The organism is Phaeobacter sp. JH20_29, from assembly GCF_048056175.1.
In the GTDB taxonomy this organism is placed as follows: domain Bacteria; phylum Pseudomonadota; class Alphaproteobacteria; order Rhodobacterales; family Rhodobacteraceae; genus Phaeobacter; species Phaeobacter bryozoorum.
Window position 1 is genome coordinate 400,647 of record NZ_JAYMWO010000005.1, and the last position, 15,850, is coordinate 416,496.

General features: G+C 60.7%; 17 protein-coding genes. 10 read left to right on the top strand and 7 right to left on the bottom strand.

The genetic code is table 11. The features are described from left to right. The first annotated feature begins 57 nt into the window (after nucleotides 1-57). From VWZ85_RS04690 to VWZ85_RS04700, 3 genes are all read left to right on the top strand, one after another. Complete coding sequence (locus VWZ85_RS04690; RefSeq protein WP_340547200.1) at nucleotides 58-378, top strand: ArsR/SmtB family transcription factor; 321 nt, start codon at nucleotides 58-60, stop codon at nucleotides 376-378. Then, a complete protein-coding gene (locus VWZ85_RS04695) occupies nucleotides 375-803 on the top strand; it encodes an SRPBCC family protein (RefSeq protein WP_416539849.1) in 429 nt (142 codons plus the stop codon). Before VWZ85_RS04690 ends, VWZ85_RS04695 begins: the two co-directional genes overlap by 4 nt. Nucleotides 804-865: 62 nt before the next feature. Then, entirely contained in the window at nucleotides 866-1,180 is a 315-nt protein-coding gene (locus VWZ85_RS04700) for a hypothetical protein (RefSeq protein WP_340547202.1), read from the top strand. A gap of 72 nt (nucleotides 1,181-1,252) precedes the next feature. On the opposite strand, the gene VWZ85_RS04705 is transcribed toward VWZ85_RS04700, so the two are convergent. Next, the gene (locus VWZ85_RS04705) at nucleotides 1,253-2,251 is read right to left on the bottom strand and encodes an asparaginase (protein ID WP_416534301.1); all 999 of its coding nucleotides are present in this window, start codon (nucleotides 2,249-2,251) and stop codon (nucleotides 1,253-1,255) included. 174 nt (nucleotides 2,252-2,425) lie between these two features. Here VWZ85_RS04705 and VWZ85_RS04710 point away from each other — a divergent pair, with 174 nt between their 5' ends. The 3 genes from VWZ85_RS04710 (at nucleotide 2,426) to rlmN (ending at nucleotide 4,762) form a co-directional block, all read left to right on the top strand. Further along, nucleotides 2,426-2,956, top strand: a complete 531-nt coding sequence (locus VWZ85_RS04710; RefSeq protein WP_340547204.1) for an invasion associated locus B family protein — start codon at nucleotides 2,426-2,428, stop codon at nucleotides 2,954-2,956. Between the two features lie 141 nt (nucleotides 2,957-3,097). Beyond that, nucleotides 3,098-3,481, top strand: coding sequence for a lysozyme inhibitor LprI family protein (locus VWZ85_RS04715; protein ID WP_416548906.1), 384 nt, complete (start codon nucleotides 3,098-3,100; stop codon nucleotides 3,479-3,481). Between the two features lie 96 nt (nucleotides 3,482-3,577). Next, nucleotides 3,578-4,762, top strand: coding sequence for a 23S rRNA (adenine(2503)-C(2))-methyltransferase RlmN (gene rlmN / locus VWZ85_RS04720; RefSeq protein WP_416538111.1), 1,185 nt, complete (start codon nucleotides 3,578-3,580; stop codon nucleotides 4,760-4,762). Between the two features lie 30 nt (nucleotides 4,763-4,792). Here rlmN and VWZ85_RS04725 read toward each other — a convergent pair whose 3' ends face one another. Beyond that, complete coding sequence (locus VWZ85_RS04725) at nucleotides 4,793-6,034, bottom strand: metallopeptidase (RefSeq protein ID WP_416587262.1); 1,242 nt, start codon at nucleotides 6,032-6,034, stop codon at nucleotides 4,793-4,795. Between the two features lie 506 nt (nucleotides 6,035-6,540). On the opposite strand from VWZ85_RS04725, the gene VWZ85_RS04730 reads away from it, so the two are divergent. Further along, nucleotides 6,541-6,750 carry a hypothetical protein gene (locus tag VWZ85_RS04730; RefSeq protein WP_340547208.1) on the top strand — a complete coding sequence of 70 codons (210 nt, stop codon included), beginning with the start codon at nucleotides 6,541-6,543 and terminating at the stop codon, nucleotides 6,748-6,750. A 79-nt stretch (nucleotides 6,751-6,829) separates the two neighbouring features. Here the strand turns inward: VWZ85_RS04730 and VWZ85_RS04735 are convergent, their stop codons facing one another. Further along, nucleotides 6,830-7,678: an LOG family protein gene (locus tag VWZ85_RS04735; RefSeq protein ID WP_340547209.1), complete on the bottom strand. Its 849-nt coding sequence runs from the start codon at nucleotides 7,676-7,678 to the stop codon at nucleotides 6,830-6,832. Nucleotides 7,679-7,871: 193 nt separating this feature from the next. Here VWZ85_RS04735 and VWZ85_RS04740 point away from each other — a divergent pair, with 193 nt between their 5' ends. The 3 genes from VWZ85_RS04740 to dapD all read left to right on the top strand — a co-directional run bounded on the left by VWZ85_RS04740 (nucleotide 7,872) and on the right by dapD (nucleotide 10,417). Then, nucleotides 7,872-8,807, top strand: coding sequence for a threonine/serine dehydratase (locus VWZ85_RS04740; RefSeq protein WP_416587263.1), 936 nt, complete (start codon nucleotides 7,872-7,874; stop codon nucleotides 8,805-8,807). A gap of 58 nt (nucleotides 8,808-8,865) precedes the next feature. Further along, nucleotides 8,866-9,465, top strand: coding sequence for a GntR family transcriptional regulator (locus VWZ85_RS04745; protein ID WP_340547211.1), 600 nt, complete (start codon nucleotides 8,866-8,868; stop codon nucleotides 9,463-9,465). A 124-nt stretch (nucleotides 9,466-9,589) separates the two neighbouring features. Then, nucleotides 9,590-10,417 carry a 2,3,4,5-tetrahydropyridine-2,6-dicarboxylate N-succinyltransferase gene (dapD, locus tag VWZ85_RS04750; RefSeq protein ID WP_340547212.1) on the top strand — a complete coding sequence of 276 codons (828 nt, stop codon included), beginning with the start codon at nucleotides 9,590-9,592 and terminating at the stop codon, nucleotides 10,415-10,417. 187 nt (nucleotides 10,418-10,604) lie between these two features. On the opposite strand, the gene hutU is transcribed toward dapD, so the two are convergent. From hutU to hutI, 4 genes are read right to left on the bottom strand one after another with little or no spacing between them, the layout of a single operon-like run. After that, on the bottom strand, nucleotides 10,605-12,284 hold the full coding sequence (gene hutU, locus VWZ85_RS04755; protein WP_416587264.1) for a urocanate hydratase: 1,680 nt from the start codon (nucleotides 12,282-12,284) through the stop codon (nucleotides 10,605-10,607). Continuing rightward, complete coding sequence (gene hutG / locus VWZ85_RS04760) at nucleotides 12,281-13,066, bottom strand: N-formylglutamate deformylase (RefSeq protein WP_416587265.1); 786 nt, start codon at nucleotides 13,064-13,066, stop codon at nucleotides 12,281-12,283. The genes hutU and hutG overlap by 4 nt, the downstream gene beginning before the upstream one ends. After that, a complete protein-coding gene (gene hutH, locus VWZ85_RS04765) occupies nucleotides 13,063-14,586 on the bottom strand; it encodes a histidine ammonia-lyase (protein ID WP_416587266.1) in 1,524 nt (507 codons plus the stop codon). The genes hutG and hutH overlap by 4 nt, the downstream gene beginning before the upstream one ends. Further along, nucleotides 14,583-15,797, bottom strand: a complete 1,215-nt coding sequence (gene hutI, locus VWZ85_RS04770) for an imidazolonepropionase (RefSeq protein ID WP_416587267.1) — start codon at nucleotides 15,795-15,797, stop codon at nucleotides 14,583-14,585. The genes hutH and hutI overlap by 4 nt, the downstream gene beginning before the upstream one ends. Nucleotides 15,798-15,850 lie beyond the last annotated feature (53 nt).

The window sequence follows — 15,850 nt, forward strand, 5'->3', positions numbered from 1 at the left end:
CACTGCTGCGATAAAATTTAACCTATCCATTAATTAACCCATGTGTTAATATTGGGTATGACTCCATTACTCAAATCATTCTCCGCCCTCTCTGACGGCACGCGTATGGCCATCATCGAACAGCTGATGGAACACGGAGAACTGCCAGCCGGTGATCTGGTGCGGGGATCGGGCATCACTGCGCCGGCGATCTCGCGCCATCTCAAGGTATTGCGTGAGGCTGGATTGGTGGCGCAGCGCGCCGATGGGACACGCCGATTGTATTCAGCGCGGCCTGAGGGACTGAAGCTGATCGCAGACTGGACCCTGTCGCGGCAATCGTTCTGGCAAAGCAGCCTCGATCGGCTGGAAGCAGCACTAAGGGAGGAAATGGAATGACGGATTTGCGCTTGGAACGCGAATTCCAGGTGTCGCCGGACCGGCTGTTTGCCTGGATCAGCGATACCGAGAAGCTCCTGCAATGGTGGGGACCAGAGGGGCTGACCGTGCCTGAATATACGCTGAATTTCCATCAGGAGGGGCCGTGGTCCACGGTCATGATGAATGCCGATGGAGACCGTTATCATGTCTCAGGTGTGGTCACCCATGTGCGTCCGCCGCAGTCGATCGGATTTACCTGGGCGTGGCACGACGAAGCAGGCGCGCGCGGGCACGAAAGCCATGTCACCCTCACCGTTGAAGCTATTGAGACGGGTGCTCGGCTGATTGTTGATCATCGGGATCTGGACAACTCTGAGATGGCCGAAAACCACCGGGTCGGATGGGAATCGTCTCTGAGAAAACTGGTGTCCAAGCTCCCGTGATTGCGGGCTTGCGACAATGAGAAGCTGTTTTAACCAAGACCTAAATAGGGAAGGAGTACCCAATGCCACAGTTCATTTTTGCATATCACGGCGGCAAGACACCGGAGACACCGGAAGAGGGCGCCAAGGTCATGGATGCCTGGAAAACCTGGATGGGCGGGATGGGCGACGCGCTTGTCGTGCCGGGGAATCCTGTCGGCATGTCAAAGACGGTTCAGAAGTCGGGCGTCGCGGACAACGGTGGTGCCAATCCGCTCTCCGGCTATTCCGTGGTCGAAGCGGTCGACATAGATGCCGCCTGTAAAATGGCCAATGGCTGCCCGATGGTGACCAGCGGTGATGGTTCTGTTGAGGTCGCCGAAATCATTGAAATGTGACCACATATAGCTGTCTTGGAACACGCCTTTGATTGCCCCGGTCCGCGTTCTGCGTGCCGGGGCAATCTTTGGTCAGAACTGCATTTCAGCTGAGGGCCGGATCGAACCACAGTCGATGCCTCGGCGATTGATCAGGGGGGCGTTGCGATATTTCAGTGTTGCCGGATGGTCGGCATCCAGAACGCCGAGCCCCACTAGAATGCTTGCAATTGCGCATTCGCTGGCGCGGGTGGCACCGTCGGTGATCTTCAGCGCCACACCCAGTTTCTGTTCGGGCAGGATGGCGATGAAGACGGCTTCAGCGCCGGTTTTGATCGCGACCTTGCCACCCATCGCACGCATAAGGTTGGTGCAGGCGCGGGTTTCGCCAGCGACCAGTTCGGGATGCGCTGTCATCGCGGCCACCAGCTGCTGCGCGGCATCGGCATCGCGGTCCGAACGGTCAGAGGCGGAGGCAAACCAGGCCATCGCCCGTGCCAGACCCTTCACGGAGGTTGCGAAATTCGGCGCTGAGCACCCGTCGATGCCATAGCCAGGGCTGGATTCGTCGGTCACCTGCTCAAAGGCGCTCCGGCAGGCCTGTTGTACCGGATGGTCGATCTCTACATATTCGGGTCCGGCCCCCAGGTGCTGGGACAGCGTCAGAAAGCCTGCATGCTTGCCGGAGCAGTTATTGTGAACCTGACACGGGCTTGTATCGGTTTTGATCAGCGCGTTTCGCGCCGGAATATCGTCTGGCAGCTGCGGGCCGCAGCGGAAATCATGATCGGTCATGGACAGCTGATCCAGCCAGGCGTTGACGCGGCTGGTGTGGATCTCGGCACCATTGTGCGAAGCACAGGCGAGGGCGAGCTGCTCAGAGGTCAGCCCGTATTTTGCCGCTGCGCCCGATGTGATCAGAGGCAGCGCCTGGATCATCTTGGCGGAACTGCGCGGGTAAATAATCGCGTCGGGATCGCCCCAGCTGCGCACGATCTCTCCCTTGGCGTTACAGACAACGGCATGGCCCAGATGCAGGCTTTCCAAGAGCGGACCGCGCCACACTTCAGTCATCGGTACGGGTTTGGTCATCACAAAACGCCTTTCCTGTTGGCAATTTCCCGCCAAAACGGGCTTTCACACGTGGCGATAGTTACGATAGTGTGTATGAGTACACAAGCGAGGGGATCGGGACCAGACGGCGAAGGTAACGCCGCATGTACCCTGGCTTATTTGAGGTAACGACAGTCTTTGGAGTTGGGACAAATGGCATCAAAACTCGTCCGCTGCGTCGCGGGCCTGTGTCTGGCCGCAATGGCCACCAGCGCATCCGCACAGCAGGCAGAATCTGACAATCGCGTCGCGAGCAATGTCGACTGGAGCGTGTTTCAAGGCGAAAGTCCCAAGGAATGCTGGGGTGTCTCCGCTCCGAAAGAGACCGTAAACACCCGTGACGGCCGCGTGAAAGCCGTGCGTCGTGGCAAGATCCAACTGTTCGTTTTCTATCGGCCAGAAACCGGCGACAAGGGGCAGGTGACTTTCACCGGCGGCTATCCCTTTGCGCCGGGCTCAACCGTGAATCTCGCAGTGGGCGATACCGAATTTGAGCTGTTCACAGAGGGTGAGTGGGCCTGGCCTGCAACGGCTGCGGATGACGCCAAGATCATCACCGCGATGAAACGTGGCGCGCAGGCTGTTCTGACAGCCCGGTCCGCACGTGGGACACAGACCAAGGACACGTTCTCGCTCCTTGGCTTTACCGCCGCGGTCGAGGACGCCGAAAAACGCTGTAACTGATTGCGCTCGGCGGTCGCCCCCAGAGCGTCGCGCACGTGCGAGGAGACCCGGCCTGCATCCGGGTTTTGAGCTGTCGAACGGGTCGGAGGTGTTTTGCCCGGCCCGATAACATCTGTCATGACACCCTAGGAGTTCCACATCATGCGGCGCCACATCGTCACACTCGCCCTGGCATTGCCGTTGCCGGTTCTGGCGGATCCTGCAATGGAATGCAGCGGTGCTGTTTCTCAGGTTGACCTGCGCAGCTGCCTTGAGGCGGATGAAACCCGCGCCAATATGGCTCTTTCACAGGCGTTTGATTATGCCCGCAATACGATGGCCGAACTTGATGATACCACCGGACGACCTGCCGCAATCCCTGCACTGGAGGCGGGGCAGGCATCCTGGGAGACGTTCCGTGACGAGCATTGCGCGTTTGTCGGGGAGACCTTTGCCGGCGGTTCGGGAACCGGTATCGCGGTTCTATCCTGTCGTATTGGCCTGACACGGGATCGGGTCGACGCGCTGATGGATTACGCCCGGTAAGAGAGTGCCGAAGCAAAATCGGGAGGATTCCTTTTGATCTTTGGCAAGAATCCTATATAGAGCCGCATCCACCCAAACAGACCGAGTCTTTTTGCCATGACCGCCAATGCGCCGATCACCCAGGACGTCCTGACCCTGCCTCGCAAGATGCCTGAGGGCGGCAAGATCAATCTAGTAGGTCTGACCCGCGACCAGTTGCGGGAAACACTGATCGCACATGGTACGCCGGAAAAGCAGGCCAAAATGCGGGTCGGGCAGATCTGGCAGTGGATCTATCAATGGGGCAAGCGCGACTTTGCGGAGATGACGAATCTCGCAAAGGCTTATCGCGCGCAGCTGGACGAGCATTTTGAAATCGCGATTCCCGAGGTGGTGAGCAAACAGGTCTCTACCGATGGCACACGCAAGTATCTGGTGCGTATCGCTGGCGGCCATGAGGTCGAGGTGGTCTACATCCCTGAGGAAGGGCGCGGTACACTGTGTATTTCCTCGCAGGTGGGCTGCACCCTGACCTGTTCGTTCTGCCATACCGGCACGCAGAAACTGGTCCGTAACCTGACGGCGGCCGAGATCGTTGGCCAAATCATGATGGCGCGTGACGATCTGGACGAATGGCCGGTTCCCGGCGCGCCCAAGGATGAGACGCGCTTGCTGTCGAATATCGTGCTGATGGGGATGGGAGAGCCGCTCTACAACTTTGACAACGTGCGCGACGCGATGAAGATCGCGATGGACCCCGAGGGGATCAGCCTGTCTCGGCGTCGCATTACCTTGTCAACTTCCGGTGTGGTGCCGGAAATCGCGCGCACGGCCGAGGAAATCGGCTGCCTGCTGGCTGTGTCCTTTCATGCGACCACCGATGAGGTGCGCGACAAACTGGTACCGATCAACAAACGCTGGAATATCGAAGCACTACTGGACGCTCTCCGCGCCTATCCGCGCCTGACCAATTCGGAGCGGATCACTTTTGAATATGTGATGTTGAACGGCGTGAATGACAGCGACGAAGACGCCCATCGTCTGGTTGAGCTGATTGATGGGATCCCGGCGAAGGTCAATCTGATCCCATTCAATGAATGGCCAGGTTCGCCCTATACGCGTTCGTCAAACAACCGGATTCACGCCTTTGCCAACATTATTTATCAGGCCGGCTATGCCTCTCCGATCCGTACACCACGGGGCGAGGACATTCTGGCGGCCTGTGGTCAGTTGAAATCGGCTACCGAGCGTGCGCGCAAGAGCCGTAAACAGATTGAGGCCGAGGCGGGGCTAAACCCCTGACCTCGACCTCCAGGCAGGTCCCCGGCTGCCTCAACTGAATATGAAATCCGCTCCCGTGAGGGTGTCGGTGTAGTTGGTCAATTCCACTTCGAACCAATTGGAATAGGAGATGGTGGTGCTGCCGTTGTCTTCGACGATGTCGAGCTGGTCGAGACTGCCGATCCAGAGGCCAGACACGTCAATCACATCTGCGCCACGGCCAAAGTCGGTGATCCGGTTGACGTCATAGGCATCTGCCTGATCAAAGACAAAAGTATCCGCACCGGAGCCGCCGGTCAGCGTATCGCTGCCATCGCCGCCGACCAGCGTGTCACGCCCGACCCCGCCCAGCAGTTGATCGTCGCCGGATCCGCCATGGAGCAGGTCGTGCCCACGCTTGCCGTGGAGGATGTCGCTATCGCTACCGCCGGAATAGGCATCATCAGTGGTGCCGCCTATCAAGAGATCTGCACCACTGCCGCCGAACAGCCGGTCTTCGCCCAAGCCCCCGATTATGGTATCGCTACCACCGGCACCGCGCAGGGTATCATCTGCCTCGCGCCCCTGAACATGGTCATTACCACCTCTGGCGTTGATCGTGGTGTTCTGGTCGGTGCCGATCACCGTTTCCGCCGCATTTGTGCTTCGGATGATAATGGGATCACTGCCACCGCCGAGGATCTGCCAACCTGCGAAGCTGTCGCTGCTTCCATAAACGTGCTGCATCGCCTGAATGTCGAACGTACCCAGCTCCGTTACATATGTAGGGCTGTGATTGTATGTCATTACCGTGTTTTCAGGCGTGTCGGCGTGGTGGTCCAGCGTCAGCCCGCCATCATGCGAATGCTGCAAGCCAAGGGCATGGCCAACCTCATGCAAAAGCGTAACATAACCATAGGTACCCTTGGTCATGATGGCTGTGTCGATGGTCAGGTCACCGCGACCGGTGAAGCCATCCCCGGACATCGCAATATTGGCCCAGCCGCCCGCCGTGCTACCGGTCGAGCCAAAGGCATTGATCATGCCTCGGCCTTCGACTTCGATGAAACGCACCCCCGAAATATCTTCGTATTGAGACAGGCTTTCGCGAAACAGATCGCGTTGATCGTCATCAAAGGCCCAATATTCGGTCGCGCCATAGGGGTCGCTCTCAGCCGGATCCGCGAGGCTACCTGTTTCGGTAAAGCTGTAGGTGATGATGGCCTGCGTTCCCAGATCTGCCGGGGAATTCCAACGGAAGTGGTCGCCGTCGAGGTAGTATAGAAGGGCTGAATAATCCGAAACTCGGGGCATGCGACAACTCCACTTGGGTTGTCGTCAATCTGGTCAATGAATGTGGCGCTGATGGGCCGATTCTTGGGGAATTTTTGGGGCGCTCGACGCCGCTACAGATAGAAAGGGCACGAACTGGGCCGGTCGGTACCCCAAGTTTCAGTTCTGTGATGCGCTTGATATTTCTGTTTATTCAGAGGCTTAACCTGATCGCCCTGGCTCCCTCTCGGATGTCGCTCCTAGGGGCTGCGAAAAATGGCGTTTCGGCGCCAAAGCCTCACATTGTGAACAATAGCATTAAATTTGACCGATTCTGATGATTGAGAACTGTCGCGACCGGGGAACAGGAGCGGTCACCGATTGAATCGTCACCAGTTGGTCTGATCTTGCGTTGTCGGCGCGTATTTACTGCTGTGTATACCAAGAATCGCGGTGCTGCCCAGAAATTTCCACAATACGGGTACATTTCCGCCATTCCGACGGAACAGTTTCCAAATTGTAGACAGTCGATGGAAGGGAAAGAGATCATGGCAAGTCATACAGCGGCCGCTGCGCCGATTGAGCCCACCGTATTGGATCTGGTTCGCGAGGAACGTGGCAAGGCGTTGAGCCCGCGTGAATGGAAGTTTCGCCTGCGTGGCTATGGTTATGCGATCAAGGATATCGAAGGCGCGCAAGTTCTGACACGTCTGCCCCACGGCAAGCCTCTGGGTGTTCTGCCGCCTGAATTCGCCTGAGCCATCCCTTTCTAGGGGCGGTTCCCTTCGGCAGGCCCCGCCACGCGCGCTTGGCGGCGCGACGGGGATTCCTGGGTAATCATCCGTTACGACCGGGCAAGCTGTCACGGGGCGGTGCCGGCTCCCAGTTGTCGATGATGTGAATCGCCTCCTCGGCGGTTTCCACGAACCGGAACAGGTCAAGATCTTCCTCCGAGATGGTTCCGGCATCCGCCAGAGCGTCCCAGTTGATGATTTTTTCCCAGAACTCACGGCCAAACAGCAGGAACGGTACGCGTTCCATGCGGCCGGTCTGGATCAGCGTCAGGCTTTCGAACATCTCGTCCAGCGTGCCAAAGCCGCCGGGAAACACGGTAATGGCCCGGGCGCGCATCAGGAAATGCATCTTCCGGATCGCAAAATAGTGGAAGTTAAAGCAGAGTTCCGGCGTGACGAATTCATTTGGTGCCTGCTCATGGGGCAGCACGATATTCAGCCCGACAGAGGCGCCGCCGGCGTCAACTGCGCCGCGATTGCCTGCTTCCATCACTCCAGGTCCGCCACCGGTCACGATGACATCTTTCCTGCCACCTGTGGTCATTGATTTCTCGGTCATGAGCTTAGCGAACTTGCGAGCTTCATCATAGAAATGGGACAGGTCCCGAAGCGTCTGCGTGCGCGCTTGCGCCTTGTCTTTTGGCGCCGGGATACGTGCACCACCGAACATGACGATGGTGCTTTCGATACCATGCTCATCCAGCATCAACTGCGGTTTCAGCAGCTCAAGCTGCAACCGAACCGGGCGCAGCTCCTCGCGACAGAGAAAATCTTCGTCTGCAAAGGCCAGCCGGTATGCCGGAGATTCGGTCTGCGGTGTCGATGGCATATGCTCGGCGCGATCCCTGTCAGAATGTGCATCCCGGAATCGGCTATGGCGATCGTCATTCATTGCAAACCTGCTATGTTATTTCAAAAAATACGGAGTTCTATTTCTACCGCTTTGGCGGGCGTGACGCTAGCCCGGATCCATCGCCTTGATATGAAGGTGATCCGGGGTGAAGCCCATCGAAGATGCAAGGAGGGCTTGCACAAGCTGGCACAGGGCTTACGGTCAGCGCGCCGACGGGAAAAGAGGACTGCTCATGCATTGGACACAAGATATTGGCGCCGCTGAAACGCGGATCCGCCCTTATATTCAGCGCACACCGATATTGGAAACCGTCGGCTTCGGCTTCGACCATCCGATCATGATGAAGCTGGAGCATATGCAGCACACCGGCAGCTTCAAGGCGCGTGGTGCCTTCAACACGCTTTTGGGCGGATCGGTGCCGGAGGCTGGGCTGGTGGCTGCATCCGGCGGCAATCATGGCGCGGCGGTCGCCTACGCTGCCAAGAGGCTCGGCTTTCGCGCGCGTGTATATGTTCCGGAAATGGCTGGCCCGGCAAAGATCGCATTGATCAGAGCCTGCGGCGCGGATCTCGAGGTTGTTCTGGGCGCCTATGCCAATGCCCTTGAGAAAGCGCAGGCCTACGAGCAGCGGACTGGTGCAATGCAGGTCCATGCCTATGACGCACCGGCAACGGTTATCGGGCAGGGTACCTGCTTTGCGGAATGGGACGCACAGGGGCTCGTGGCTGACACGCTATTGATTGCGGTGGGCGGAGGCGGGCTTATAGCGGGCGCCATGGCCTGGTACGGCGGATCGAAGAAGATCGTGGCGGTTGAGCCGGAAACCAGTTCGGCCTTAAATAGCGCGCTTGCCGCAGGCAAGCCCGTCGATGTTGAGGTTTCAGGCGTGGCTGCAAATGCTCTCGGCGCGCGGCGGATCGGCAATATCTGCTACGAGCTGGCTGAGGCTCAATCACATGCGGTGACCTCGGTGACGGTGCCCGACGATGCAATCACCGCGGCCCAGACGGCGCTGTGGCAGGAACGCCGCCTGCTGGTGGAGCCGGCAGGGGCAACCGCATTGGCTGCTCTGACCAGCGGCATCTACCAGCCGGCAGCAGGTGAGCGGGTTGCGGTGCTGCTCTGCGGTGGCAATATCGCCAATGATCCAGTTGGAGGCACCTCATGATCCTGCATAGCGCTGGGCCGGGATCTGTGATCGAGCCCCGACGTCGGAGCGACGCTGCATGAGCGCTACGATCTCCGACCGAATTTACCACGCGCTGAGCGAACGGATCGTGACCGGCGCTCTGCCTGCCGGCGAAAAGCTGCGTCAGGACCATATTGCACGCGAGTTCAACGCCAGCCACGTTCCGGTGCGCGAGGCCCTGTTGAGACTGGAGGCGCACGGACTTGCCCAGTCGATTCCACGGCGTGGCATGCGGGTGACAGCATTGGATCCTTCGGAAATACGCGAAGTCATCGAAATGCGCGTCTCGCTCGAGCTGCTGGCCTTGCAAAACGCCTTTGCCCATCTGGGACCCTCGGAGCTGGAAGCGGCAGACACCGCAAGACTCGCCTGCGATGCCGCAACAGACATGGCCGATTGGGAGCAAAAGAACCGCGCCTTTCACCGGGTCATCTTGTCGCCCTGTGCAATGCCGCGTTTGTTGGCGACAATTGACGACCTGCATATTGCCTCGGCTCGTCATCTTTTTGCCAATTGGAAACACCGCTGGAGCCAACGTGTCGACACCGATCATGCGCTGATCGTGCAGGCCATGCGACGTCGGGATGTAACCACCGCCTGCGATATTCTACGCCGCCATCTGCGGCGGGTCCGCTAGAACCACGCCGCTGCCGCCACGATTGGCCGCTGCGGGTGGGGATATTGACGCAATCCGCACATGACCCCGGAGTAAAATGAGGTTATGTAGCGGCGAAACCAACCACACGCCGGAGAAACCCCAGATGTCCAACGCCCAGCTGGAAACCGCAATCGAGGCCGCTTGGGAGGCCCGTGACACCATCACATCCGCCACCACAGGTGAGCAGCGCGAGGCTATCGAAGACACGTTGAACGCCCTGGATTCGGGTAAACTGCGCGTGGCCGAGCGCCAGGACAACGGGGATTGGCATGTCAATCAATGGGCCAAGAAAGCCGTTCTTCTGGGCTTCCGCATCAAGGATATGGAAGAGCAATCCGGCGGCCCCCAGGGTTCTGGGTGGTGGGACAAGGTCGATAGCAAGTTCAAAGGGTGGCGCGCATCCGAATGGAAAGAGGCGGGATTCCGGGCCGTTCCCAACTGCGTTGTTCGCAAATCGGCCTATATCGCCCCCGGCGTGGTCCTGATGCCATCCTTCGTGAACCTTGGTGCCTATGTCGACGAAGGCACGATGGTCGACACCTGGGCAACCGTTGGCTCCTGCGCTCAGATCGGCAAGAATGTGCATCTTTCCGGTGGTGTCGGTATTGGCGGTGTGTTGGAGCCGATGCAGGCAGGCCCGACCATCATTGAAGACAATTGCTTTATTGGCGCGCGCTCCGAAGTGGTTGAAGGCTGCATCGTGCGTGAAGGATCTGTCCTTGGAATGGGTGTGTTCATCGGCCAATCAACCAAGATCGTGGACCGCGAGACCGGTGAAGTCATGTATGGCGAAGTGCCGCCTTATTCGGTGGTGGTCGCCGGCTCCATGCCCTCAAAAAATGGCGTCAACCTCTACTGTGCGGTGATCGTGAAACGGGTAGACGAAAGAACCCGATCCAAGACCGGGATCAACGAGCTGCTGCGCGACTGATCCCATCCCTGCAGTTCGAGCGCATGGAACGCGCCCCACAGGGCGCGTTTTTATTTGTGCTAATTGCCGGGGCCTTGCCCCGGACCCCAGAGTATTCTTGGAAAGATGACAGGTAGGCCGAGCTGTCACTTTTCTCCAAATACTCTGGGGTGAGGCCGTTAGGCCGAGGGGCAGAGCCCCATTGGCGTTAGAGGATACCGGGCAGGTTCAGCCCGTGTTCGCGCGCGCAGTCCTTGGCAATGTCATAGCCTGCATCCGCATGGCGCATGACGCCGGTGGCCGGGTCGTTCCACAGCACCCGTCCGATACGGCGGTCTGCGTCCTCGGTGCCGTCGCAGCAGATCACCACGCCGGAATGCTGCGAGAAGCCCATGCCAACGCCGCCGCCGTGGTGCAGCGACACCCAGGTGGCGCCGGAAGCGGTGTTCAGTAGAGCGTTCAAGAGCGGCCAGTCGGACACCGCGTCGGAGCCGTCCATCATCGCCTCGGTCTCGCGGTTCGGGGAGGCCACGGAACCCGAATCCAGATGGTCGCGGCCAATGACGACGGGCGCCGACAGCTCGCCGTTGCGGACCATCTCGTTGAAGGCGAGGCCCGCCTTGTGGCGGTCGCCGAGGCCGATCCAGCAGATCCGTGCGGGCAGGCCCTGGAAGGCAATCCGCTCCTGCGCCATGTCCAGCCAGCGGTGCAGCCCCTCGTTCTCGGGGAACAGCTCCTTCATCTTGGCGTCGGTTTTCCTGATATCCTCCGGATCGCCCGAGAGTGCGGCCCAGCGGAACGGGCCGATGCCGCGGCAGAACAGCGGGCGGATGTAGGCGGGCACGAAGCCGGGGAAGTCAAAGGCGTTTTCCAGCCCCTCCTCCAGCGCCATCTGGCGGATGTTGTTGCCGTAGTCGACGGTGGGAACGCCCATCGCGTGGAAATCGCACATCGCCTTGACCTGCACGCGCATACTGGCGCGGGCGGCCTTTTCAACCGCTTTCTTGTCCGTTTCGCGGCGCTCTTTCCACTCACCCATGGTCCAGCCCAGCGGCAGGTAGCCGTTGACCGGGTCGTGGGCAGAGGTCTGGTCGGTCACGATATCGGGACGGATGCCGCCTGCTTCGGCGCGCTTCACCAGCTCCGGGAAGATCTCAGCCGCGTTGCCCAGAAGGCCCACGGATTTCGCCTCGCCCGCAGCGGTCCAGCGCTCGATCATCTCCAGCGCCTCGTCCAGGGTCTCGGCCTTCTCGTCCAGGTATTTGGTGCGCAGGCGGAAGTCGATGCTGTCGGGGTTGCACTCCACCGCCAGGCAGCAGGCACCGGCAAACACGGCTGCCAGCGGCTGCGCGCCGCCCATGCCGCCCAGGCCGCCGGTCAGGATCCACTTGCCCTTGAGGTCGCCGCCGTAGTGCTGGCGGCCGGCCTCGGCAAAGGTTTCATAGGTGCCCTGCACGATCCCTTGCGTGCCGATATAGATCCACGAACCAGCGGTCATCTGGCCGTACATCATCAGGCCCTTCTTATCGAGCTCGTTGAAGTGGTCCCAGTTGGCCCAATGCGGCACCAGGTTGGAGTTGGCGATCAGCACCCGCGGCGCATCCTTGTGGGTCTGGAACACGCCCACCGGCTTGCCGGACTGCACCATCAGGGTCTGGTCTTCCTCCAGGTTCTTCAGGGTCTCGACGATCAGGTCGAAATCCTTCCAGGTGCGCGCGGCGCGGCCGATGCCGCCGTAAACCACCAGCTCATGCGGGTTTTCGGCGACGTCGGGGTGCAGGTTGTTCATCATCATCCGCATCGGCGCCTCGGTCATCCAGGACTTGGCGGTGATTTCCGGGCCGGTGGGCGGAAAGATGTCGCGGGTGTTCTTGCGGGGATCGCTCATGCCGAGGGCCTCCAGTTTGTGAGATCAGTCAGAATTCGGGTGAGATGGGCGCGCAGTTGTTCCGCGCGCTCCGGCAGATAGGTCCAGGGCGCCGCCTCTTCGCAGTAGGTGGCCTGCGCCAGCTCCATCTGGATCGCGTGCAGGCCTTCGGCGGGGCGGCCATAGTGGCGGGTGGTCCAGCCGCCCTTGAAGCGCCCGTTCAGAGTGGAGGTATAACCCTCCGCCGCCTCGCAACGGGCCACGGTGAGGGCTTCGATAGACGGATCGCAGGTTTCGCCCATGTTGGTGCCGACGTTGAAATCCGGCAGGCGGCCCTCGAACAGGAAAGGAATATCGCCGCGGATCGAATGGCAGTCATAAAGGATCGCAAAACCGTGGATCGCCTTTACCCGTTCCAGCTCTGCCATCAGCGCCGCGTGATAGGGTGCGTGATAGGCATCGCGGCGGCGCGCGATTTCCGCCTCATCCGGCTCCTGCCCTTCGCGCCAGATCGGCAGCCCGTCAAAATCCGTGAGTGGCACCAAAGTGGTGGTGTTTTGCCCCGGATAGAGACTGGTTCCGGCGGGATCGCGGTTCACGTCGATCACATAGCGGTGGATCGGCGTGCGGACGGTCGTGATGTCTTCTGCCAGCCCAGAATACAGGTCATGGATATGCCAGTCTGTGTCGGCCAGCGCCCTGCCGGTGTCGTTCAGACACTCCCAGATTCCCGCTGGCACATCGGTGCCGGTGTGGGGCAAGCCTAGTACCAGCGGCGAGCTGCCTTGGGTCACTTCGATCATGCCGCCACCTTCACGCCAGCGGCCTCAGCAACCCGGCCTGCGCGGACCATGGCGCTGGCTGATTCAATATCCGGCGCCAGATAGCGGTCCTCTGCCAGCGCGGGGATATGGGCCCGCAGCATTGCCAGCACGTCCTGCAGCCGCGCGGAGGTCTGCAGCGGCGCACGCGCCTCCACCCCTTGCGCAGCACAGAGCATTTCGACGCCCAGGATCACCGACAGATTGGCGTTCATCCGTCCCAGACGCAGCGCGCCATGGGCCGCCATCGACACGTGGTCCTCCTGGTTTGCTGACGTTGGGGTTGAGTCTGTGACGCAAGGATTCGCCAAATGCTTGTTTTCACTCATCAGCGCGGCGGTGGTCACTTCGGCGATCATGAAGCCGGAGTTGAGACCCGGGTCAGGCGTCAGGAACGGCGGCAGGTCGTGGCTGAGGGTCGGGTCCACCATCAAGGCCACCCGGCGCTGCGCGATGGCGCCGATTTCCGCCACGGCGAGCGCGATCTGGTCGGCGGCAAAGCCCACGTATTCGGCATGGAAGTTGCCGCCGGATACGATGCGCCCCTCGTTCACGAGCACCAGCGGATTATCCGTTACGGCGTTGGCCTCGATCTCCAGCGTTTTGGCGGCCATCCGCAGCACGTCCAGCGCCGCGCCCACCACCTGCGGCTGGCAGCGGATGCAGTAAGGATCCTGCACCCGGGTGTCATCCTCGCGGTGGCTTTCGCGGATCTCGGACCCATCCATGATATCGCGCATTTGCTGCGCCACGTCGATCTGCCCGGCATGGCCGCGCAAGGAGTGGATGTCCGCCACCAGCGGCGCGGTGGAGCCCATGATGGCGTCGGTGGTGAGCGAGGCAATCGCCATCGAGGCCTCCGCCATGCGCCAGGCGTCAAACAAACCGGCCAAGGCGCAGGCGGTGGAGAACTGGGTGCCGTTGATCAGCCCCAGGCCTTCCTTGGGACCCAGCACAATAGGCTCTAACCCGGCCTTTTTCAGGGCATCAAGGCTGGACATGCGGGTGCCTTCGAACGTGGCCTCCCCTGCCCCGATCATCGCCGCCACCATATGCGCCAGCGGCGCCAGATCGCCGGAGGCGCCGACGGAGCCCTGCGACGGGATCACCGGCACCACGCCGCGCGCCAGCATCTGTTCGATCTGTTCGATCACCAGCCAGCGCACGCCGGAGGCGCCGCGGCCCATCGACAGCAGTTTCAGCGTCATCATCAGCCGGGTTTTATCTTCCGGCAGTGCCTCCCCTACCCCGCAGCAATGGCTGAGGATCAGGTTGCGCTGCAGGGTGGCGGTTTCTTCCGGCGCGATCTTGGTCGAGGCCAGCTTGCCGAAGCCGGTGTTGATGCCATAGACGGCGTCCTCACCTGCTGCCGCTTCGGCCACCATCTGCGCTGCGGCCTCCACCGGCGCACGCGCCGAGGCATCCAGCTTGGCCGGGGTCAGGTTGCGGTAGATATCTTCCAGCGTGGACAGCGTCACCGTGCCGGGGATCATCTCGATCATTGTTTGCCCTCATAGATACGGGTGTAAAGCGGGTTGAAGCCGATGCGGTAGGCGAGCTCGCCGGGCGTTTCCACGTCCCAGACCGCCAGATCGGCGCGCATACCGGCGGAAATCTCTCCGCAGTCCGTCAGCCCCAGCGCCCGGGCTGCGTTGCGTGTGACGCCTGCCAGCGCCTCCTCCGGGGTCATCCGGAACAGGGTGCAGCCCATGTTCATCGTCAGCAGAAGCGAGGTCAGCGGCGAGGAGCCGGGGTTGCAGTCGGTCGCCAGCGCCATCGGCACGCCGTGGGTCCGGAAGTGCTCAACCGGCGGCATCTGGGTTTCGCGGATGGTATAGAACGCACCCGGCAGGATCACCGCGACGGAGCCGGAGGCGGCCATCGCCCGGGCGTCGTCTTCGGTGGCGTATTCCACGTGATCGACTGACAACGCACCGTACTTTGCCGCCAATGCGGTGCCGCCCTGATGGCTCAGCTGCTCGGCATGCAGTTTCACCGGCAGGCCAAGTTCTTTGGCAACCTTGAACACCCGTTCGATCTGCGCAGGCGCAAAGGCGATGTTTTCGCAGAAGCCGTCGACCGCATCCACCAGCCCCTCCGCAAAAGCGGCGCGCAGGGCGGGGATGCAGACCTGATCAATATAATCATCGTCCCGGCCCTTGTACTCCGCCGGGGTGGCATGGGCGCCAAGGAAGGTGGTTTTCACCGTCACCGGGCGCAGCTCGCCCAGACGGCGGGCGGCGCGCAGCATATTGAGTTCGGTGTCCAGATCCAGCCCGTAGCCGGATTTCACCTCCACCACCGTGGCACCTTCGGCGATCAGGGCATCCAGACGCGGCAGCGCGCCCTGTACCAGCTGCTCCAGCGACGCCTCGCGGGTGGCTGAAACGGTCGAAACGATGCCACCCCCAGCGCGTGCGACCTCTTCATAAGAGGCCCCATTCAGGCGCATTTCGAACTCCAGCGCCCGGTTGCCGCCAAAGACGATATGCGTGTGGCAGTCGACCAGACCCGGTGTGATCAGGCGCCCGCCCATCGAGACACGGTCCCAGTTTTCATAGTCTTCTGGCAGCTGATCCTCTGGGCCGACCCACTGGATGCTGCCGTCTTTCACTGCGACGATACCGTCTCTGATCAGACCGTAGGGGGCGTCCCTATCGGCCATCGTGGCTAGCGTAGCGTCGCAGATCAGATAGGAACGGGGGCTGTTCATGGCATCCTCGCAAAAAGCTTGATGATATGAATGTATGTATATAACATTATTAT